This window comes from Paraburkholderia sp. BR13439 (assembly GCF_040948805.1).
GTDB classification, from domain to species: Bacteria; Pseudomonadota; Gammaproteobacteria; order Burkholderiales; family Burkholderiaceae; genus Paraburkholderia; species Paraburkholderia youngii.
Genome location: NZ_JBFPKN010000003.1, coordinates 465,018 through 486,991 on the forward strand (window position 1 = coordinate 465,018; position 21,974 = coordinate 486,991).

The window sequence follows — 21,974 nt, forward strand, 5'->3', positions numbered from 1 at the left end:
GATCGATACGCGCCGTACGCGCTATGCGAGGGGATGCGAATGAAACTGAGGCGTCAGTTGGACAACGACAGATACTGCGAAGTCAACGGCACTGGCGGGAACGGCTGCAAACCGGTCTGCTTGTTGAAGCTATAGCGCACGTACACGGCCGCAAGCCACTCGCGATACTCATAAGCGTTGCCGAACGACGCCGTTGCGCCGACCGCGAGCTGCGGCGCGAGCTGATATTCGCCGACGCCGCTGATCGAATACGACACACCGGTCTTGCTCTGCCCCGGGTAGACGGCGGTCAGACCGTTGCCGAGGGATTGCGCGGCGGCGGCCGCGTCGCCCTGGCGCGACGAGCCGTCGTTCAGCGGGAAGTAGTTCGACGCGTCCTCGCGGTAATGCTGCACGCCGATCGAGCCTTTCACGTCGTACGTAAACAGGCCCGCGCGGCCCGACCATTCGACCGGCAGATTCAGGATCACGTACTGCTGCGGACTGAAGTAGCCGCCCTGGCCGTACGTGAAGAACGACAGATTGCGGTTGTAGCCCATGATCGTCGTGTTCACGCCGACCGTCAGCGTCTGGTCGGCGTCTTTCAGCAGACGCGTGTAGACGCCGCCGCCGCCCTTGACCGCGTTGTTGCTCGGCACATTGGTGCCCATGTAGTGCTGATACGACGCGTTCACGTACAGGCCGCTCGTGTCGTCGTCCCACGTGAGGCTGGCGCGCGCGCCGGTCGATGTGACGCCGCCCCATTCGAGGCCGGCGGCCGCATCGCGCGCGCCCGCGTACGACAGCAGGCTGTCCGTCACCGCGCGCCGCGCGACCGCGATCGAGTACGACACCTTGTCGGTGATGCCGCCGTTGTATTGCGCGCCGCCGACGATGTTGGTCTCGCGGAAGCCGATCGGCGTCACGCCGATATCGCCGCTGATGCTGCGGCTGTCGTAGCCGACCGACAGCCCCACACCGCTCGCGGTCTGGCTGCCGTAGTTGTTGTTGCCGTTTTGCGCGGCGTTCTTTGACGAGTCGGTCGAAAGCCCCGCGCCGAAGCGCGCGAGCGTCGAGGTGCTGTTCGACGCGGTGCCGGCGTCGAGCGTGACCGGGGTCGCGCTCACGACCACGTGGCCGTTGCCCGCCTTGATGCGCCCCTGGATCGGCGCCTCGATGTCGGTGAGCGACGACAGGCCGTCCTCGCCGACGCGATTGCGGAAGATCAGGCCGCCCGACACGGTGCTCGACTGCTCTCGATTGATCTGCGCGAGCTCTTCGGCGACGCCGAGCGTCTGCGCGTTCGCGGCGTTCGTCTGCGGGTTGTTCTGTGCGCTGCCGCCGGGCGGGTAGTACGACTGCGCGTAGCCGGCCGGCGGTTGCGGAATGTACGGCTGCTGCGCGTAGTAGCCCTGATTCGGGTATGGCGGCTGCGGTTGATAGGGCTGCTGCTGTGGGTACGGCTGATATGGCTGATACGGCTGCGCGTAGCCTTGCTGCTGCGGATACGGCGGCGGTTGCTGCGCGTAGACCGGCGCGGGTTGGCTCGTTTTCGCGGTGCTCTTCTTCGTGTTCTTCTTCGTGCTGGCGCGTGTCGATCCGTACGGCAGCGGCGTCGTCGATGCGGCGTTGGCCTGCGCTTCTCGCGCGGCCGGCGACATCGGCCATGGTGTGGCCGCATAGCCGTCCTGCGCGCCGTAGGGCTGCTGCGGATACGCCGGCTGCTGCGCATAAGGCTGCGGCTGCGGATAACCCGCGTTGTACTGCTGCTGCGGCATCGGCTGCATGGGCGCTGGGCCTTGCCCCGGATAAGGCTGCAACGGCGCGCCCGACTGGTTCGAGCCGTAGGATTCCTGGCCGTAGCCGCCGACTTCGGCGGCGGAGCGGGGCGCTCCATACGGGGCAGCAACGGGTGCGGGCGGCGCGGCAGGCGCGTTATAAGGCGCCGCGGCGGGCGCCGTATAAGGCGCGACATACGGCGCGGGCGGAGGGGGCGGCGGATAGTTCGGCACGGTCTGCGTCGGCGAGGAAGACTGCGTATTCAGGAACGGAAGCGCGGGACGCGCGGCATGGTCGGCGTCGCTCGAAGTCGCGATCGCCGTCTTGCCTTCGAATGGATTGGTGCCCGGCAGCGGCGTCGCGCCGATCTGGCTCATCGCCGCTTCCCAGCCGCGCGGCACGTTGCCGCCTGCGGTACGGGGCGCGTTCGCGACCAGCGGCGTATTGGCCGCGACCAGCGAGCGTTGCAGATAGGTCGACGCGAGCGACAGCTTGCCCTGGGCGCGATACATGCGGCCCACGGTGGCGAGTACGCCCGGATCGTTCGGTGCGAGGGCGAGCGCCTGGTTCGCGAGCGTTTCGGCGTAGCTGAACTGCTTCGAGCCGGCCGCGGCCGAGATCGCCGCCTGCAGCAGGCTCAGGTCGTCGGGGCGGCGCTGCAGCGCGACGCGGAAGCTCGTGAGCGCGTTGCGGTCGTCGCCCGCGCTCGCGTACATGCGGCCGAGCGCGGCCTGCAGGTCGGGGTTGTCGGGCATCGCGGCGAGCCACGGCGCGATCACCTCGTAGGCGCTCGCGAGATCGCCGCGCAGACGTACTGCGTCAGCCTGCCGGATGACGATGCCGAGATTCAGGTTGTCGAAGTCGGTGCGCTGCTGCGGCGTCAATTGCATGCTCTGCAACTGGCGCATCACGTTGCCGAGCTCGACCTGCTGGTTGGCCGCGGACAGAATGCCCGCGTATTGCAGCAGCAGATCGGTGTTGCCCGGCGCCGCACTCATCGCGGCGCGCACGAGACTCAGCGCACGGCTCGGATCGCCGGCCTGCTGGTACGCGCCGGCGATCACGCCGATCAGCTCGGGGTTGTTGCCGGCCACCGGCTCGGCGGCGCGCAAGGTCGCGATGGCCTGCTGCGTCTGGCCGTTCTTCGCCATGCGCGTCGCGAGATCGGCCTGCTGATGCACCCACAGCCGATGCTGCAGCGTCGTCATCGCGTCGGTGCGCTGCGCGGGCGCAATGCGGTCGAGCTGCGCGAGACCGGTCGACCAGTCCTGGGTTTCCGCCGACAGCAGCGCGCTCGCGTACAGCGCATCGGTCATGTCCGGATGGGTGGCGAGCAGGCCGTCCATCATGCTGCGCGCATTCGCGACCGCGCCCTGGCGCACATAGATGCGCGCGAGGTCGAGCCGCAGCCACGGATCGTCGGGCTTGTTCAGCAGCGCGTCCTCGAACAGGCTGCGCGCGGTGCCGAGATCGCCGCGCGCTTCGGCCGCGCGTGCCTGCGCCGCCTGCGCATCGCCGCGCAAACGGTCGATGCCGCCGACCTTCGCCTGTTGCTCCGCGTTCAGCTGATTGGCGAACTGCAGCGCCTCGTCGGCGCGGCCCTGCGCGGCGAGCGCGCCGACGAGGCCGCGAATCGCGTCGGGGTTGTCGGCCTGGCGGCGCAGCGCCATCCGGTACGCCTGCTCGGCGCCGGCCGGGTCGCCGGTCTGAAGCAGCATTTCGCCGAGCTGCACCTGCGCGGTCACGTCCGAAGGATTCAGCGCGATTGCGCGCTCGAACAGCGCCTTCGCCTTCGCGAACTCGCCGTTGCTGCGCGCGCCGATCGCTTCGCTCGTGTAGGTCCAGTAGGTCGCGCTGTCGAGCGCGGTTTTCCAGCGCGCCGGATTGGGGCCGCGCGAGGCGCGCTCCAGGTAGTTGCGCGCGTCGGCGAAATGCTCCTGCTTCAGCGCGGCGATGCCCATGCCGCCGAGCGCGTCGGTATCGTTAGGACTGTTTGCGAGCACCGACGAGAACCTGGCGCGCGCGGTCACGATATCGTCGCGGTCGAGTGCGGCGAAGCCCTCGGCGATCACGCGGCCGCGCGCGTCGGCGGCGGCGTTTTGCTGCGCGCGGGCGCGCGCCGCGCTGTCCTGCTGCACCATCGAGTCGAAGCGCGCCTTCACCGCGGCATCTTCACCGGCGGTCTGGAAAAACGACTCGTACAGCGCGGCGTCGGAGGGCCGCGCATCGAGCCACAGCAGCGCCTGGCGCCAGCTCTTTTTCGCCGCCGCGCCGACCGAGGTGTCGCCCGCGAGCTTCTGCAGCCGCGCGATACCGTCGCGCCGCGTGACGTCGCGATAGGTCAGATGCTGCGCGTACGCGAGTGCGAAGCGCGGGTCGTTCGGGTTGTCGTGCGCGAGCTGTTCGAGGCCCCGGCGCGCTTCGTCCCAGCCCTGCGGCGTCGCCGACAGCGCCTGGTAGTACTCGAGTTGCAACTGCGGCGTGGCGGGCTTGCCGGTCAGCGCGCGCTGATACTCCTGCACCGCACTCGCGCTCTGACCGGCTTGCGCGAGCCGGCGCGCTTCGTTGATCGTCTGATCGCGCGGGCTGGTCTGGCCCAGCCGGCGGCCGAGCTCATCGAGATTCGGATAGTTCGGCGCGGCCGCCTTCAACCGCGCGAGGTACTGCTGCGCGCCGGCGCCGTCCTTGCGGTCGGCCAGCACCATGCCCATGCCGAACAGCGCGTCGGGCTGCTTCGGATCGATGCTGAGCACCTTCTGCCAGGCCTGCTCGGCGAGATCGCCGCGCTGATGCGACTGCCAGTACTTGCCCTGATCGATCAGCACGGTGAGCGGATCTTGGGTCGCCTGCGCGAGCGCATCAGGCGCGGTCGCGGCCGCGCAGAGCACCGCGCCGACGGACAGCGCGATGCGCAGCGACGCGGCCAGAGCGTTCAATCGCATGCGGCCCTCCACGCGGGCACGAGACTGCCGGCTTCATCGAAGCGGAAGCGGCCATCGATGAACCCCGTGCCGAACAGACCCAGCACACGATCGTAGTAGACCGGTTCGCGGCCCGGCACGCTCGCGTCGAGCGCGGCGAGCCGCGTGCGCGCGAGGCCGAGGCCGTGCTCGTCACCCAGCGTCTTGAAGTACGGCGCGAGCGCGCCCCAGTAGCTGAGCGGGCCTTCGCCGCTCGACGCACCAGTGGTTGACGACACCTTCTCCGGCGGGAAGCCGTTCTGCGCGACCTTCGCGCGCATGCCCCCGAGCGCGCCGAGCCACGGCTTCGCGAGCGGATCGGCGGGCGACGCGAGGCCGGCCCACAGATAGACGCGGATCGCGTCGTAGCTGCCGACGTCGCCGTTCTTCGGATCGACGACGAACCGGCCGTTCTGCCACGCCGCCCAGTCGGGCGCGAAGCCTTGCGGCGACACGGTTTTGACGAACTGGTAGGCGTTGTCGGCGAGCTTGGCCCACGGGCCGTCCGGCACCTCGTGCGCGAGCGCGCGCAGCACCGGCAGCGGCAGATAGCTCGGGTTCAGACGCGTGACGCTGCCGTTCCTGAAACCCTGCACGCCCGGCAGCAGCATCGGCCCGAGGCCGGACAGATTCGCGACTTCGTCGTGCGCGATGCGCTCGGCCAGCGCCTGACCGAGCTGCGTGTAGGCGGGGTTGTGCCACAGACGGCCCGCCTGCAACAGATCGTAGGCGATCCAGAGGTCGGAATCCGATGCCGAATTCGGATCGAGCACACCGTACGAGCCGTCCGGCTTTTTGCCCCATTGCCACGCGGGCAGCCGCACGCTCTGCGGGTCGAACTGGTCGCCCGCGAGATTCGCGCGGGTCCAGCCGAGCAGCTTGTCGAAGGTCGCGCGGTCGTTGGCGACCAGCGCGAAAAAGAGCGCGTAGGACTGGCCTTCCGAGGTGGTCTGCTGGGTCGGCGTCGAGTAGTCGATCACGCGGCCGTCGGCCTGCACGAAGCGTTGCACGAAGGTTCGCCAGGCGCTCCAGTCGCCGCAGGCGGCGCCGTTCTGCGCGGCCTGAGCGGTGCCGCTCGAAGCCGCAAGACTCGCCGACGCCGCGATGCCGATCCCGAGCGCCAGCGCAAAAGAGCTTCTTCTGTCCATCCGAAACCGCATACGAGTCATATCCGTTCCATCAGTCCTTCAGTCGACGCGCGGCAAGCGCGCGCAGCGTCCGGTAGCACAGGCCCGCGATGATCAGCGCGGCGAGCACGCCGCCGAACAACAGCAGCAGCGGATGCGACGACAGCGCCCAGCGCAGATACTCCTGCGGCGACAAATGGCCGACATAGTATGCGGAGCCGTTCGACGTGATGGTGACGTCGCGGCCATGGATCACGGCCATCGCGCCTTGAATCTTCGGCAGCACGTCGGCGTCGAGCAGCGCGGCGGACAGGTCGGCGTCCGACGGACCGGCCGCGCTGATCAGCGCAACCGCGCTGCGGCCGCTCTGCAGCGGCGACTCGAAGCCGGTCAAGAGCGCCGCGCCGTTCGAGCTGACCATCGTCAGATCGGCGCGCGCGGGTGTGCGCTCGACGCCGCGCTCGCCGTGCCACCAGTCGCGCAGCTTGAACACGAGGTCGGTGAGCTGGAACGTGTGCGCGTCGCCGTTACTGGAGAACGGCATCGACTTCGACCAGCGCTGCAGCAGCGGCTGCTTGCCGGGCGCGCCGAACACCAGCAGGTCCTTGTCCGCGAAGTGGTCGACCTCGGCCGCATGGGTGACGGTCACACCGGCGACCGGAAAGCCAGTCGATTCGCCCATCCGGCCCATCGTCAGCAGATACAGGCTGTAGTCGCTCGCGTCCGGGTCGTCCGGCAGCACGACGGCGGTTTCGGAGAGATCCGCCATCCGCGTGAACGGGAAGCCGCTGTTGGCGAACGCGGCCAGGTCGGGCAGCGCCATGTAGTGCGGGAACGACGACAGATCGATCGTCGAGTTCGGATCGATCGCGCCGACCACGTTCTGCAGCAGGCGGCCCGTGCATTCGCCGGTGTTCGGGATGTCGTAGTAGAAGTGCAGGCGCAGCTGTGTGCGCGGCGTCATCAGGAGCGGCGGGATGCGGATGTTGCGGCGCGCGTCGGCGGTGCCGTCGGGCATGATCAGGTTGAAGTAGCGGCTCAGCTCGAACACCGACGTAGAGCGTGCCGGAATCGGCAGCGCCTGCACGAAGCCGTTGTTCACGCTGATGTTCAGCGACGAGCGGTCGCGCTTGGGTCGCACCGTGTAGCGGTAGCGCAGAGCGATCGGCGCGCCGCGCGTGTGCCACATGAACAGATCGGGCGCCACACGCATGTTGATGCGCACCGCGTCGGCGTCGTAGCCGAACACGGTCAGGTCCTTCGGATCGGCGAGTTCGCCGAAGCGCACCGCGCGGTCGGTCGCCAGCCAGTTCGGCGCGTCGTACGGCACGCGCGGCGTGATCGCGTTCAGCGACGTAATCGTCGCGCTCGCGCCGGACAGCGTGCTATGGCCGATGCCGAGCGACTTCGCGGCGGTCTTCAGCTCGGCCTCGTCGCGGCCGAGCACGAGCAGCAGCTTGCCGCGCGCGTTCGCATCGCGCTCGACCACCGCGATGGTCGGCCCGGTGATCTCCGGAATCGTCACGCCGGCCGGATGGTGGTCGCTGGTCGCGAACACGACCGCGTTGCCTGACAGCGGCGGGTTGTCGAGCTGGGTCGGAAACAGCGCGCCGCGATAGCCGGCGAGCGAGCCGAACCATGACGCGACGATGCCGGCCGCTTCGAGCGTGCCGTCGCCGGGTTTCTGCGCGAACACGAACGGCAGTTCGAGGCGGCGCACGTCGCGGCGGTCGAAGAACGGCTGCGGCAGCGCGGCCAGTTCCGCCTTCGTCGCGAGCGACGAGTAGGTCAGGTCGAGCGAGCTCGCGTTGCTGATCGTCGCCCACAGCGACGAGTTCGCGGGGTCTTCGCAGGCGGTCGTGTAATGGCCGATCAGTTGCAGGTTCAGGTGGTTGAAGTCGGTGATGAAGCGCGGATCGATCGTGATGTCGCGTGCGACCAGCATGCCGGCCTGCTCGTGCGGAAGCGGCAGTGTCGCGGCGACCTCGCCGTTGATCAGCACCTTCAGTTGCGACAGGTTCGCCAGCAGCGCGGGCGAGTAGCTGTAGATCAGATGCAGTGTCGCGCCGGTCACGACCTCGTCGCCGCGCACCGAGAACGCGATGCCGTTCTGGCCGTCGACGCCGCGCAGTTGCAGCGGGTCGAGCGCGCCGAAGTCGGCAAACGTTAGCGTTTGACGACGGCCTCCGGGCACCAGCGTGCCGGGCTCGGCGGTAGTCGGCGTGCGCATGCCGAGCGCCTTCACCGACGACGCCGCGAGCGCGGGCGTCGGCGCGGCGAGCTGGTCCTGAGCGATTGCGTTCGGATCGAACGGTACCGCCGCGCTCGGCGCGGGCACATTGCCGACACCGGTCGCGACTTGCGGGGTTTGCGCCGCGCCGGCGGCTGCCGGCGCAGCCGCTTCAGCGAGCGGCACGAACGACGCCAGCGCGGTCTGCAGCGCAAGCCAGCAGGCGACGCCGCGCATGATTCGCCGCGAGTGTCGCGAGCGGTGGAGGGCGAACAGACGCGATTGGGGTTCCGTGCTGTTGCGCCCGTGAGCCGGGTGTTCGGTCTTGTCGTTCGGCATCCGGTAGCCCATAGATCAGTCTTTCGTTTTTAGCTTCTTGACGTCCGCGGGACGGCTTTTGATCGAACTGCGCAAGTCGTCGTACAGATGCTCGAACAGACCTGCGATGCCGCGCACGCCGACCCTCAGCACATGCGACAGGCCGCGCAGCGGCGTGTCCGTCTCGCGTCCCTCGGCCCAGCCGGTCCACGCGTCCGCGCGGGCGAAGGTGGTCTTCACGAACTCGTACTCCTGTTCGGGCGACAACGACGAAAAGCGCAGGCCCACGCGGCCCGGCCCGGTAAAACTGACGGTGGCGGGAAACGCGTACTCTTCGTCGCCGCGGAATAGCGACACGGTCACGGGCTCCTGCATCGGCACTTCGATCATGCTGGGCAGCGCGACACCGACACCGCCTTCCGAGTAGTCGATCGTTTCGCATGCGAGCGTGCGGCCGGTCGAGAACTTCAGCATCACCGGCATCTTCATCGCGACGCGGGGCACCGCGCGGATCTGGCGACGCTCGCTCGCGGCGGCCACGCTCGCGCCGAGGATCAGCATGTTGTAGCTGGTCCACGCGAGATTGAGCAGCGTGGTCTCGACGATGCTGCGCACGTGCCAGTTCAGATAGATGTGCACGAGACCCGCGAGGAAGCCGAGCAGGTTCAGCAGCAGCAGGAACAGATACGGCCGCGAGATCGACCAGTCGAAGTAGCTCTTCTCGATCACGCCGCCCTTGGCCGTCACGTTGAACTTGCCGAGCTTCGGATTGATCAGCGCGAGCAGCGTCGGCGCGGTGATGTACGACGCGAGCACCGACTCGTACACCTCGGCCCAGAACGAATGGCGGAACATGCGCTGCATCCGCGAGTTCGTGATGCTCGCGTGCATCATGTGCGGCAGCGCGTAGATCGCGATCGTGCTGGCCGCCGCTTCGATCACATGCGCGCCGAAGAACAGGTACGACAGCGGCGCGGTCAGGAACACGAGACGCGGCACGCCGTAGAAGAAGTGCATCATCGCGTTCAGATAACAGAGCCGCTGGCCGATCTTCAGCCCCTTGCCGGTGAGCGGATTGTCGATCCGGAAGATCTGCGTCATGCCGCGCGCCCAGCGGATGCGCTGGCCGATGTGACCCGACAGGCTTTCGGTCGCGAGGCCGGCGGCCTGCGGAATCGCCAGATACGCGGTGGTGTAGCCGAGGCGGTGCAGCTTCAGTGCGGTGTGCGCGTCTTCGGTCACGGTTTCCACCGCGATGCCACCGATCTCTTCGACCATGTTCCGGCGCAACAGCGCGCACGAGCCGCAGAAGAACGTCGCGTTCCACAGATCGTTGCCGTCCTGCACGAGGCCGTAGAACAGCTCGCCTTCGTTCGGCACCTTGCGGAAGGTGCCGAGGTTGCGCTCGAACGGGTCGGGGGAGAAGAAGTGGTGCGGCGTTTGCAGCATCGACAGCAGCTTGTCGCGCAGGAACCAGCCGAGGCCGATCTGCAGGAACGAGCGGGTCGGGATGTGATCGCAGTCGAAGATCGCGAGGTACTCGCCGCTCGTGATCTTCATCGCCTCGTTGATGTTGCCGGCCTTCGCGTGACGGTTGTTCGTGCGGATCGTCCAGTTCACGCCGACTTCCTCGCAGAACGCCTTGAACTCCGGGCGGCGGCCGTCGTCGAGCACGTGGATCGACATCTTGTCGGCCGGGTAGTCGAGCGCGAGCGCCGCGTAGACGGTCGGCTTCACGACGGCGAGCGGCTCGTTGTAGGTCGGGATGAACACGTCGACGGTCGGCCATTCGTCGCGATTGGCGGGCAGCGGCATCGGCTTGCGCTTGAGCGGCCACGCGGTCTGGAAGTAGCCGAGCATCAGCACGAGCGTCGCGTAGACCTCGGCGGAGACGAGCAGCAAACCCCAGGCGGCGTCGAGCGGCTGCTCCCAGCCGGTCGTTTCGGTCAGACGCCAGTACATGTAGCGGCCCGACGCGACGATCGACAGCATGATCATCACCATCGTCGCGTAGCGGCCGGGCAGACGCCGAAACATCAGCGCGAGCACGAAGCACAGCGTCGCGAAGGTCAGCTGCTGATAGACCTCGAGCGGCACCGTGAACACGAAGTACAGCATGTACAGCGCGAGCAGCGTGACGAGCCCGGTGACGATGCGGCTGTTCCAGAAGCTCGCTTCGATGAAGCGTTCGAACCGCGAAGGCTCGCCGCCCTCGGGTTCGCGGGAGGAGGCTGGGCTGCTCATGCGACGTTCCTCGGCTGGGCGGCGATCGCGTCGAGCGCCGCCATGAGCCACGCGCCGCACGCGCGCAAATCGGCGGCGGCCTGGCTCAGTGGATCGTAGTGGATCAGCGTCGTGTCGCAGGCGAGCGCTTCGCTGACGCCTTCGTCGAGATGAATCACGCCGGGGAACACCTTGCCGGCGAGCATCTGGCGCAACACCTTCAGCACGTCCTTGGTCAGCTGGCGCGACTGGTCGATCTGGTTGACCACGTAGCCGACGCCGCCGAAGTCCGCGCGCGGCGCCGCGTAGGTTTCGATCAGCCGCTCCATGTGCGGGATCGCCGCGTACGACGCGGCGTCGGCGAGCACGATGTTCAGCGCGAAGGTGGCCGCGCTCAGCGCGGTTCGCACGTAGACCGACGAGCCGGGCGGCGTGTCGATGATGACGATGTCGGCCGCATCGAGCCGCAGGTTCTGCAGCGACTGCGCGAGCCATTGCGGATGCTGGTCGATATGGGCCTCGAGGCGGCGGCGATCATCTTCCAGCAGCGCGCCATAGGGCAGCACCGTCACACCGTCGATGCCGTCGAACATCACCGTTTGCCACGGGTTGCCGGAGAGCGTTGCGCGCGACACGCCGTCGATGCTGTCGAGCGGCACGCCGAAGTGCAGACGCAAGGCGTTCTGCGGATCGAGATCGAGGGCGATCACGCGCCGGCCGCTGTTGGCGAGCACGGAGGCGAGATTGGCGGCGAGGGTGGTCTTGCCGACCCCGCCTTTGGCGGATACCACGGCAATGACCTTCATGGCCGACGCGAACCGTTGCTGAGCCAGGACGGGAAGCCGCCGCGCGCGGGACCGCCGGATGGCTGGGCGCCTTGCACGGGCGTGCCGCGCAGACGGTCGAAGAGCGAGTTCAGCGACGTGGTTTGGGGCGCGGGCACGGCAGCTTGCGGCGGCGCGGATGGATTCTGCGCGGCAAACATCTTGCCGAGGATCGACGGCGGTTGGGCCGGTTGCGCGGGCGGGACAGCGTAGGTAGGTTGCGTGGCCTGTAACGGTTGCGTCGGCGCTGCCGGTGCGGCGCTGACGCTGGGTGCGACCCATGCGGGCGCGGTCGGTGGAACCGAAGCTTGCGACGCTGCCGGAGCCGGTGCGGATATCGGCGGGATCGGCGGGATCGGCGGGATCGGCGCGGACGCGGCGGCAACGGGGACGCCCGGCGCGGCGCCGATGCCCGATGATGCGACGGCCGCCGCCGCGCGCGCGGCAGCCTCGTCGGGTCCATCAGCGGTACTGAAGCGCGACGCGCCACTCGGCGCCGCCGGCTGCGCGGGAGTCGCCGGCACCGGTGGAATGTCACGCCGGTGAGGGCGCGTGAACAGCGGCGCCTTCGCGCGCGTCACCGATGCCATGTCTTTCGGCGTCGTGTCTTCATGGACGGCGACCGGCCGTGGCGCCACGCTCGCCGGCGGCTGCTGTTTCGGGTCGCGAAGCTGGCCGATCGCCGGAATGGCCGGCTGCGTCAGTTCGAGCGTGACGAGCAGCGGCCAACGGGTGCGCGCGGCGCGCGCGTCGTTTTCGCGACCGATCTCCTGGTACGCGTTGGCGTCGCCGCCGAATTGCTCGAACAGTTTTTCGATGTCGCTCGATGAACTCATGATGCCGTCGTCTGGTACATACCGTGCATTGCCCCGAGCCGATGTCTCGGAGCGCTGTTTTATTTGAACTGCCTTTCCTGCTTCCACGCGTCGGCTGTATCGACGTCGCACATTTTTTGCATTACTACCGCACTGTCTTGAACCTGGTATGTCGTTCTGCAGAGCCGCTGATGCTCAGGCGGGATGACGGCCGAGGCGGAATTCGAGCGAGCTGTCCTCGCCGAATGCGCTCGTCTGCACCACCGACAAACCCTGCGCGCCCAACGCGCTCAACCACGTCTGATAGGCGCCTTCGAGAAACGCCGGCGTCCAGGCGAGCGCCGAATCGCCGAAGGCCGGCAGCGGCGCGCAATAGTGAATGATGCGCAGCGACTCCGCCTCATCGGCGAGTGCGACATAACCCCAATCCATCTGATCCCAGTGAGCGTTCAACACCTGCTCGAGCTCGGCCGTCGATGAGCAGGCGGGCAGTGGATGCGCGAGCGCGAAACGATTGCCGACGCGATGCATCAGCTGACGCAATTCGTCGCGACCGATTTGCGCTTCGAACTCGCTCGCCAGTGCGCTCAGCGTGCCGCGCCACTGCGGTGAGATCTGGCGTTCGAGCAGATATTCGAGGATTGGGACCATGTTTTTCGGAAGTGGTCGCTGCCCGTTGCGCATTCGCAAACGTTTGCCCAATTGAGCAGCGGAGTCGTTCGGCAATCGCACGCCGCGCCATTTACGCCATTTCTGCCGGAATGTCTAGCGTGTCCGGCACACTCGTCAGAAGTCTACTTAAGACAGTGACTTTTAGCCACTTTCCATTGATGCGCATGCGAGACACATGAATTACGTAATTTTTGCTGATTCAAACTAAATCGAAACGTTTGCCTTTGCTTCATGCAAAAAGGCTTGCGCAACATAGAAATCATGCATTCGGCGGGTGGTAATTCGCGCGAATCGAATTGCGGAATTGCCTGAAACCGCAATGAAAGTAATCGTCGCTTGCCGGCAATGGCCGAGAACGATCTCCGATTCAAACAATTCGTAATGGGTACGCGGCGAAAGCGGCGGGGCGCGATCGGGTGATGGCGGCGCGTAGTGAGCGCGTCGCAATTTATACGTCGTCTGTCTCACGTTAGCCATAAATGTTTATCGAACGTTTGCCGATAACCATTGGCGGAGTGACCGGAAACCCAGCCTGATCAGCCTTTATGTCTGCCATCCCAACGCAGCACCCGTCCCAGCCGAGTATGCGTGAGCGCTTTCACCGGCGCTCGCTCGAGCATCAGCGGCCGCTTGCCCTCGTGAAGCTGGGCTTCACGGTGCTTGCGTTCCTGTCGATGGTGGCGGCGCGCGAACTGGTCGGCGCACCGGCCGCGCCGCTCGGGTACCGGCTACTGTGCGCGTTCGTGCTTGCGCTGCTGGTACTGGCGATCCCATCCACGAAATCGACGGCGCTGTTCGGCGCAATCTGTGTCGCGTACGAGCTGGTGCTGATCGGCGGGCTCGTGCTGAATGCGCAAGGCCTGGCACAGCCGTTGCCGTGGCTCTTGCCGGCGTTCGTCGTGATACCGATCTGCGCGGCGCCGATATGGCTCACGCCCGCGCATTTCGCCACCGGCAGCGCGCTGTTCTACGCGGTAGCCATCGCGCTGCTGCGCGGCAAAACTCATGCAACCGAGGTCAACGTGGCCGTGTGGACGTGGGTCATCGCGATCGGCGCGCCGACGACGGCGGTGTTCCATTTCGCCTTCTATCATTTCCGGCGCAATCACTTTCTGCTCGAAGGCCAGCTCGCCCAGCTCGCCGCAACAGATTCGCTGACCGGCCTGCAAAACCGCCGCTCGTTCGTCAAGCACGCGGAGGGACGACTCGACACGCTGGCGCCGGGCGCGCAGATCAGCGCGATCTTCCTCGACATCGACAGCTTCAAGTCGCTCAACGACCGCTTCGGCCACGCGGTCGGCGACCATGCGCTGTTTCAGGTCGCGCAGGTGCTGAAGGACGCGGTCGCGCTTTACCACAGCGTGAGCCGCATCGGCGGTGAAGAGTTCGCGCTGCTGATCGACGACGACCTCACCGGCGCGCTGCAATTCGCCGAGCGGCTGCGCCTCGACATCGCCGCGATCGAACGGCCGGACGGCAATCTCACCGCGAGCTTCGGCGTGGCCGAGCACCGGCGCGGCGAAAGCTTCATGGTGCTGCTCGATCGCGCGGACGAAGCGTTGCTGCGCGCAAAGCAGACGGGCCGCAACCGTGTCTGCGCGGAGCGCGCGCTACCGTTCGACGCGCTGCAGCCGCCGTTCGACGACGTGCTTGCGCCGCGTTACCGCTGGGAAGACTTCTATCTGATCTCGCACTTCCAGCCGCTCTACAGCCTGTCGCATCAGAAGCAGGTCGGTTTCGAGGCGCTGCTGCGCGGCGAGCACGACGACGGCACGCTGGTGCCGCCGGTCGTGATGTTCGCGCCGAAGCCGTCGAGCGACGAAGGCGCGCTCGACCGCGCGAGCCATGCGGTGCATCTCGGCAACGCGCGCCGCGCGCTGCCCGGCGATGCGTGGCTGTTCCTGAACATCCTGCCGTCCACCTTCGTCGCCGACGGCTATGCCGACCAGTTGACGAAGATCGTGCGCGCCGCGGGGCTCGAACCCGAGCGCGTGATTCTGGAGATCCTCGAATCGCATGGCGGCAGCGTCGACGAGATGTCGCGCGCGGCGGCGCGCTATCGCCAGCACGGCTTCCTGATCGCTGTCGACGACTTCGGCGCGGGCCAGTCGAACCTCGACCGGCTGCTGCGGATTCGGCCGGACATCGTGAAGCTCGACGGCGAGCTGATTCGCGCGACCACGCACGGCACGCAGCAGCCGATCCTGCCGAAGCTCGTGTCGCTGCTGCATCAGGCGGGGATGCTGGTGGTCGTCGAAGGTGTCGAGACGACCGACGAGCTGATTCTCGCGGTCGAGTCGAATGTCGATTTCGCGCAGGGCTATCTGCTCGGGCGGCCCGCTGTCGAGATCGCGCCGCCCGAGTCGGTGCATCGCCAGATCGACGATGCATTCGACGTGATCGCGCAGGGCCGCGCGCATCAGTATGCGTTGTTCGAATCCGAGCTGGAGCCGTACCGGGTCGAACTGCGGCGCGCGGCCGACGGCTTGCGCGCCGGCGTCACGATGGACGACGCGTTCGCGCTGCTCGCGACCTTCAAGCGTTGCATCAGCTGCTTCCTTCTCGACGACACCGGCCGCCAGATCGGTCACGAGGTGCGCGGGCCGGCATGGTGCAAGGACGCCGCGTCGCTGCAGCCGGTCGCGAATCCGCGCGATGCGCGCTGGGATCATCGGCCGTACTTCCGCAATGCGGTGCTGCTGCCCGGCGAGGCGATCACCAGTAATCCGTATCTGTCGCTCGCGAGCGGGCGGCCGTGCATCGCGGTGACACTGGCCGTGCAATTGGCGAACGGGCGCTGTGTGATGGGGGTCGAGCTGGATTGGTCGGCGCGAGGCTTGCCCTGGCCGGCGGGGGAGTAGGGGAAGGCCGCGAGCGCGGATTGGGGGGGGCGGCCCGCGGCTTTTGCGGCCGCTTTTGCGCTAATACCCGCCTTTGACCTGCGGTGCCATCGCCGCCGTGTTCTTGTACGACGCGGCGAGGTCCGCGGCTGCGCGACTCAGCAAGCCGGTGTCCGTGCCGACCGCGACGAAGCTCGCGCCCGCCGCCAGATATTCGGCCGCCAGCGCGGGATCGGGTGCGAGCACGCCCGCGGCCTTGCCAGCGCCGCGCACGGTATCGATGCCGCGGCGAATCGCGTCTCGCACGCGCGCATCGCCCGGTTTGCCGAGCAATCCCATCGACGCGCTCAGATCCGACGGCCCGAAAAACACGCCATCGACGCCATCCACACGCGCGATCTCCGCGAGACCGTCGAGGCTCTGCACGGTTTCCGCCTGCACGATCACGCACAGTTCGTCGGCGGCGGTGTTCAGATAGTCGGGCACACGATTCCAGCGCGACGCGCGCGCGAGCGCGCTGCCGACGCCGCGAATGCCCAGCGGCGGATAGCGCGTGGCCGCGACCGCATCGAGCGCCTGCGCGGCCGTGTCGATCATCGGCAGCAGCAGCGTTTGCGCGCCGATGTCGAGCAACTGCTTGATCAGCGCGGCGTCGCTCTTCACCGGCCGCACGACCGGATGCGACGGATACGCGGCGACCGCCTGCAACTGCGACAGCGTGCTGCGTACGTCGTTCGGCGCGTGCTCGTTGTCGATCAGCAGCCAGTCGAAACCGGCGGTGGCGAGCAGTTCGGTCACATAGGCGTCGGCGAGCGCGGCCCACAAGCCGAACTGCGGCTTGCCGTCAGCGAGTGCGCGTTTGAAGCGGTTGGTCGGCAAGGACATGTCGTTGCTCTCAGATGAAATTCAAACCGATGCCGCCCAGCGGGCCATAGTCGACGTGGAACGTGTCGCCCGCGCGGGCCGGAATCGGGCTCGTGAATGAGCCGCTCAGGATGACGTCGCCCGCGTTCAGTGATTCGTCGTACGGAGCAATCTTGTTGGCGAGCCACGCGACGCCGGTGGCCGGATGGTTGAGCACCGCCGCCGCGAGCCCGCTTTCCTCGACCGCGCCGTTCTTGTACAGCAGCGCGCCGACCCAGCGCAGGTCGACGTCGAGCGGACGAACGGGCCTGCCGCCGAGCACGACGCCCGCGTTGGCGGCGAAGTCGGAGATCGTGTCGTAGACCTTGCGCGGCGCGCGCGTTTCGCGATCGAACTGCTCGATGCGGGCGTCGATGATTTCGATGGCCGGCGTTACATAGGCGGTCGCGTCGAGCACATCGAACAGCGTGACGCGTGGCCCCTTCAACGGTTTGTTCAGCACGAACGCGAGTTCCACTTCGACGCGCGGCGCGATGAAGCGATCCGCGCGAATGTCCTGGCCGCTGTCGATGAACATGCTGTCGAGCAGCGGCGCGTAGTCGGGTTCGTCGATCTGCGACGAGCGCTGCATCGCGCGCGACGTCAGGCCGATCTTCCTGCCCTTGATGACATGGCCTTCGGCGAGTCTCAGCTTGACCCACTCGCGTTGAATCGCGTAGCCGTCCTGTACGGTCATCTGTGGATACTGCGCGGAAAAATGGCGCAGCTGCGTGCGGGTCTTTTCCGCGTGATCGAGTTGCGCGGCGAGGTCGCGAATGGTTTGTTCGTCTAGCATGATGTGTCAGCCCTTGAGCCGCGCATGCAGATTGTTGTGCTTCCAGGTGCCAGCTTCGCTGAACTCGTTGATTTCGAGCGACAACGCGAGCCCCTGCCGTTCGAACTCAGTGGCGAAGCACTGCTTGATCAGCGCGAACAGCGCGTCGCCGGTCGCCTTTTTGACGGCCTCCGAGCGACCCGCGCCGATCTTCAGGTTCGCGTGCAGGAACGCGGCGTCGGGACGCCCATCGGCGATGCAGTACTGTTCGCAGCGCAGCGCGCGCACGCGAACGCCGCCGAGAGGATAGACGCGCTCGCCGTTGTCGCGCTGCGCGTCGAGGCACTGCGCGAGGTCTTTGCAGAGTTCGCTGAGCCGTTGAGCATCCGCGAGGTTGGCGCTGTATTCGAGTGTCAAGTGAGGCATGGCGATTTCCTCGCGAGAGTCAGACGGGTAGCGGTGTGACCGGGAAAATCGCGTTGATCTGACCGGTGCCCGAACTGCCGAAATAAGGCGTGATGACTTCGACCTTGCCGTCGTAACGATCCCAGCCGAGCGCACCGAGCAGCATCGCGGTATCGTGCATGCCACCTTCGCCCCAGCATTTCTCGTTGTAGAGCGGCAGCATGTCGCAGAAGGTCTTCCAGTCGCCGGCTTCCCACATGCGCACCACGCTGCGATCCATCTGTTCGAGGAACGGGCTCCAGACTTTGTGCAAGAACTGATCGGCGGTGCCGTTGTTCGCGAAGTGATGCGACAGCGAGCCGCTCGCGAGAATGGCCACGGTACCGTCGTAGCGTTCTTCGATGGCCTTGCGCACCGCGAGGCCGAAGCGCGCGCTGGTTGCGAGGTCGTGCCACATGCACCAGCCCGCAACCGACACCGTCTTGAAGTGCTGATCGCCGTTCATATAGCGCATCGGCACCAGCGTGCCGTATTCGAGTTCAAGCGTGGTCTCGCTGTGCGCGCGGCTTTTCACGCCCATTTCGTTGGCGACTTCCGCGATCAAGTCACCGAGCCCGACATTGCCCGGGTACGCGTATGGCATGTTCCTGATGAAATGCGGCAGTTCGTTGCTCGTATACACGCCTTGGAATTTCGGCGCGCAATTGATGTGGTATTCGCTATTCACGAGCCAGTGCACGTCGAACACGACGATCGTATCGACGCCAAGTTCGCGACAGCGTCGGCCGATTTCGTGGTGTCCGTCGATCGCGGCCTGACGGCAACCCTTGTGCGGACCGTCGAGCTCGGATAAGTACAGCGACGGCACGTGTGTGACTTTTGCTGCCAGCGCGAGTTTGCCCATCGCGGTCTCCCAGGTTTTTTTCGAGGTCGCGGTTAGACGCCCCAGCGCGGAATATGATGCGAGCCGAGCGACACGCAGACGTTCTTCGGTTCGAGGAATACTTCATAGCTCCACGTGCCGCCTTCGCGGCCCACGCCCGACGCTTTCGTGCCGCCGAACGGCTGACGCAGATCGCGCACGTTCTGGCTGTTCACGAAGCACATGCCGGCTTCGACGGCGGCCGCCACGCGCAACGCGCGGCCCGTGTTCTCGGTCCAGATATAGCTCGACAGACCATACGAAATATCGTTGGCGAGACGGATCGCCTCGGCTTCATCGTCGAACGGAATCAGGCATGCGACCGGTCCGAAGATCTCCTCCTGAGCGATGCGCATGCGGTTGTCGACGTCGACGAACACGGTCGGCGTGACGAAGTTGCCGTGACGCAAGGCGTCGGGCAACTCGGGCATATCGAGGCCGCCGCACGCGAGCGTCGCGCCTTCCTTCGGGCCGAGTTCGATATAGCTGCGTACCTTCGCGAGATGCCCCTGGCTGATCATCGGGCCGATGATCGTGCTGTCCGCGAGCGGATCGCCGACCGTCAGACGCTTCTCGCGCTCGATGAAGCGCTCGGCGAAGCGCGCGTAAATGGAGCGCTGCACGAGAATGCGCGAGCCCGCGGTGCAGCGCTCGCCATTGTTCGAGAAGATCATGAACACCGCGGCATCGAGCGCGCGTTCGAAGTCGGCATCGTCGAAGATCACGAACGGCGACTTGCCGCCAAGCTCCATCGAGAACTTCTTCAGGCCCGCGGTTTGCACGATGCGATTGCCGGTCGCGGTCGATCCGGTGAACGACACCGCGTTCACGTCGCGATGCGCGACGAGCGGTTCGCCCGCTTCCTTGCCGTAGCCGTGCACGACGTTCAGCACGCCCGCCGGAATGCCCGCTTCGAGCGCGAGCTTGCCGAGCATCGACGCGGTCAGCGGCGACAGCTCGCTCATCTTCAGCACGGCGGTGTTGCCGAACGCGAGGCAGGGCGCGACCTTCCAGGTTGCCGTCATGAACGGCACGTTCCACGGCGAGATCAGCGCGCACACCCCGACCGGATGAAACAGCGTGTAGTTCAGATGCGAGTCGGTCGGGTACGTGTGGCCGTCGACGCGCGTGCACATCTCGGCGAAATAGCTGAAGTTGTCGGCCGCGCGCGGCACCAGTTGCTTGCGCGTCTGCGAGATCGTCTGACCGGTGTCCTTCGTTTCGGTCTCCGAGATTTCCGGTACGTGCTTCGTGATCAGCTCGCCGAGTCTGCGGATCAGCTTCGCGCGTTCCGCAGCGGGTTTCGCGGCCCAGGCGGGGAACGCGCCTCTGGCCGCTTGCACGGCCGCATCGACTTCTTTCGCACCGCCGCGCGCGACTTCGGCGAGCACTTCCTGCGTGGCTGGATTGACGGTTTCGAAGTAGTCACTCGAGGTGCACATCTCGCCGTTGATCAGATGGTCGATCGGCATTGCCTTGTCCTTTTGCTGTTCGCTGGTTTTTTGCTGTCCATCAGGCGCGGCCGAAGTCCGCGTCCGATGCGATCGTGTTGACGAGACGGCCGAGGCCGTCGATCTCGCAGACGACTTCATCGCCCGCGTTGACGTTGACGATGCCTTCGGGCGTGCCGGTGAGGATAGCGTCGCCTGGAGCAAGCGTCATGAAACCGCTCAGGTATTCGATCAGCGCGGGAATGTCGGTAACGAGATCGCGCGTATTGCCGCACTGCTGACGCGTGCCGTTGACGAACGTGCGCAGCTCGAGCTGCGTGACGTCGGCGATGTCGGCGGCGTCGACGAACCAGGGGCCGAGCACCGTGCCGCCGTCGCGATTCTTCACGCGCAGATTTGGGCGATAGTAGTTTTCGAGGTAGTCGCGAATCGCGTAGTCGTTCGCAATCATGTAGCCGGCCACGTGCTGCATCGCGTCTTTACGCGCGACGTTTTGCGCGGTTCGCCCGATCACGACCGCGAGCTCGCACTCGTAGTGCATGAACGTGACGTCGGCGGGGCGGCGCGTAACGCCGCGATGGCCGAGTACCGTGCCCGGTCCCTTCAGAAATACCAGCGGCTCTTCCTGCTTGTTGAACTGCAGTTCCTTCGCATGCTCCGCGTAGTTCAGGCCGAGCGCGAAGATGGTGCCGACTTCGATCGGCGCGAGCCAGACCACTTCGTCCTCGCGACACACGCGGCCGTCGGCGAGACGGACACCCTGCGGGTGCGGATACGCTTCGTGAATCGCTCCCGCATAGGCAACGCGGCCGCGCATCATGATTGTTCTCCGTGGTGTTGAGCGACGCCCACGAACGAGACGGTCAAGGGCGGCAGCGTACCGATCGACAGCGTGGCGGTATCGCCGACATGCGCGACCGGCGAGCCGTGCCGCACGCCGAGCGTGAGCACGTCGCCCGCGTTCAGCGTCATGAAGTCGGTGACGTCGGCGAGTAATTGCGCGACGTTGCGCACCGACGATGCGGTGCTCGCCATAAACGGTTCGCCACCGTTCAGCGAGACGGCGATGTCGAGCCGATCCGGCGCGGGGACATGGCGTGCGGCGACGAGCGCGGGTCCGATCACGCAGAAGCCGTCGCGTGCGCGCAGCCGTACGTTCGGGCGATACACGTTGGTATGCGGCACGCTCAGATCCCCGACCAGCGTATAGCCAGCGATATAGGCCGCCGCGCATTCGACGCCGACACGCGTCGCGGTGCGGCCGATCACGATGCCGAGCGACGCGCCGACCTCGACGCCGAGCGTGTCATCCGGCACGACCACGCGCGCCCGATGCCCGGCCAGCGTATTGCGCGGCTTCAGATACAGAATCGGCGCTTTCGGCGGCGCCTTGTACGGTGCCGCATGCACTGCGTCGCCCAGCGCGTTCAAGGCGGCGCGATCGTTAAGCAGGACTCCATACACCGCGCCGCTGACCGGCGCGCGACACGCGACGCCGCGCGCGAGCAACGCGGCCGCGGTGTGCGCGTCCACGTCGCGAGGCAGCGCGTCGCCTTCGGGATGCAATAGATGATCGGCAAGGGCAAACATAAGTGCGCAGCCTCGTGACGAAAGTTCGGCGAGAGTTCGGCGAAAACACTAAGATGTTAGTAGTATCCGGCTTGATATGATTGATGGTCAATAGGCTGTCGGTTGATCGCGGGTTTTCCCGTAAGCTTCGACAGCTTTTCTTTCCGATTCCTTGCCAACAT

15 protein-coding genes are annotated in these 21,974 nt (G+C 66.5%); 1 reads left to right on the forward strand and 14 read right to left on the reverse strand.

Annotated features, from left to right (window positions below; all coding sequences use genetic code 11):
* Positions 1–53: 53 nt before the first annotated feature.
* The 7 genes from AB3X96_RS08950 to bcsD all read right to left on the reverse strand — a co-directional run bounded on the left by AB3X96_RS08950 (position 54) and on the right by bcsD (position 12,906).
* Positions 54–4,700 (reverse strand): cellulose synthase subunit BcsC-related outer membrane protein, encoded by a 4,647-nt coding sequence (locus AB3X96_RS08950; RefSeq protein ID WP_368589421.1) that lies wholly within the window; start codon positions 4,698–4,700, stop codon positions 54–56.
* Positions 4,691–5,878, reverse strand: coding sequence for a cellulose synthase complex periplasmic endoglucanase BcsZ (gene bcsZ / locus AB3X96_RS08955; protein ID WP_368589491.1), 1,188 nt, complete (start codon positions 5,876–5,878; stop codon positions 4,691–4,693). The genes AB3X96_RS08950 and bcsZ overlap by 10 nt, the downstream gene beginning before the upstream one ends.
* A gap of 19 nt (positions 5,879–5,897) precedes the next feature.
* The gene (gene bcsB, locus AB3X96_RS08960) at positions 5,898–8,426 is read right to left on the reverse strand and encodes a cellulose biosynthesis cyclic di-GMP-binding regulatory protein BcsB (protein ID WP_368589422.1); all 2,529 of its coding nucleotides are present in this window, start codon (positions 8,424–8,426) and stop codon (positions 5,898–5,900) included.
* A 3-nt stretch (positions 8,427–8,429) separates the two neighbouring features.
* A complete protein-coding gene (gene bcsA, locus AB3X96_RS08965) occupies positions 8,430–10,637 on the reverse strand; it encodes a UDP-forming cellulose synthase catalytic subunit (RefSeq protein WP_368589423.1) in 2,208 nt (735 codons plus the stop codon).
* The gene (gene bcsQ, locus AB3X96_RS08970; protein ID WP_368589424.1) at positions 10,634–11,422 is read right to left on the reverse strand and encodes a cellulose biosynthesis protein BcsQ; all 789 of its coding nucleotides are present in this window, start codon (positions 11,420–11,422) and stop codon (positions 10,634–10,636) included. Before bcsQ ends, bcsA begins: the two co-directional genes overlap by 4 nt.
* Positions 11,419–12,276, reverse strand: coding sequence for a cellulose biosynthesis protein BcsP (gene bcsP, locus AB3X96_RS08975; RefSeq protein ID WP_368589425.1), 858 nt, complete (start codon positions 12,274–12,276; stop codon positions 11,419–11,421). The genes bcsQ and bcsP overlap by 4 nt, the downstream gene beginning before the upstream one ends.
* Positions 12,277–12,450: 174 nt before the next feature.
* Positions 12,451–12,906, reverse strand: a complete 456-nt coding sequence (gene bcsD / locus AB3X96_RS08980) for a cellulose biosynthesis protein BcsD (protein ID WP_368589426.1) — start codon at positions 12,904–12,906, stop codon at positions 12,451–12,453.
* Positions 12,907–13,472: 566 nt separating this feature from the next.
* Here bcsD and AB3X96_RS08985 point away from each other — a divergent pair.
* The gene (locus AB3X96_RS08985) at positions 13,473–15,788 is read left to right on the forward strand and encodes an EAL domain-containing protein (RefSeq protein WP_368589427.1); all 2,316 of its coding nucleotides are present in this window, start codon (positions 13,473–13,475) and stop codon (positions 15,786–15,788) included.
* A gap of 60 nt (positions 15,789–15,848) precedes the next feature.
* On the opposite strand, the gene hpaI is transcribed toward AB3X96_RS08985, so the two are convergent.
* The 7 genes from hpaI to AB3X96_RS09020 are packed head-to-tail and all read right to left on the reverse strand — an operon-like array spanning position 15,849 to position 21,813.
* On the reverse strand, positions 15,849–16,652 hold the full coding sequence (hpaI, locus tag AB3X96_RS08990) for a 4-hydroxy-2-oxoheptanedioate aldolase (RefSeq protein WP_368589428.1): 804 nt from the start codon (positions 16,650–16,652) through the stop codon (positions 15,849–15,851).
* A 10-nt stretch (positions 16,653–16,662) separates the two neighbouring features.
* Positions 16,663–17,466: a 2-oxo-hept-4-ene-1,7-dioate hydratase gene (hpaH, locus tag AB3X96_RS08995; protein WP_368589429.1), complete on the reverse strand. Its 804-nt coding sequence runs from the start codon at positions 17,464–17,466 to the stop codon at positions 16,663–16,665.
* Positions 17,467–17,472: 6 nt separating this feature from the next.
* Positions 17,473–17,871, reverse strand: coding sequence for a 5-carboxymethyl-2-hydroxymuconate Delta-isomerase (locus AB3X96_RS09000; protein ID WP_368589430.1), 399 nt, complete (start codon positions 17,869–17,871; stop codon positions 17,473–17,475).
* A 19-nt stretch (positions 17,872–17,890) separates the two neighbouring features.
* Positions 17,891–18,754 carry a 3,4-dihydroxyphenylacetate 2,3-dioxygenase gene (gene hpaD / locus AB3X96_RS09005; RefSeq protein WP_368589431.1) on the reverse strand — a complete coding sequence of 288 codons (864 nt, stop codon included), beginning with the start codon at positions 18,752–18,754 and terminating at the stop codon, positions 17,891–17,893.
* Between the two features lie 32 nt (positions 18,755–18,786).
* A complete protein-coding gene (gene hpaE, locus AB3X96_RS09010; RefSeq protein WP_368589432.1) occupies positions 18,787–20,244 on the reverse strand; it encodes a 5-carboxymethyl-2-hydroxymuconate semialdehyde dehydrogenase in 1,458 nt (485 codons plus the stop codon).
* 40 nt (positions 20,245–20,284) lie between these two features.
* Positions 20,285–21,043 (reverse strand): fumarylacetoacetate hydrolase family protein, encoded by a 759-nt coding sequence (locus tag AB3X96_RS09015; RefSeq protein WP_368589433.1) that lies wholly within the window; start codon positions 21,041–21,043, stop codon positions 20,285–20,287.
* Positions 21,040–21,813, reverse strand: coding sequence for a fumarylacetoacetate hydrolase family protein (locus AB3X96_RS09020; RefSeq protein ID WP_368589434.1), 774 nt, complete (start codon positions 21,811–21,813; stop codon positions 21,040–21,042). The genes AB3X96_RS09015 and AB3X96_RS09020 overlap by 4 nt, the downstream gene beginning before the upstream one ends.
* Positions 21,814–21,974 lie beyond the last annotated feature (161 nt).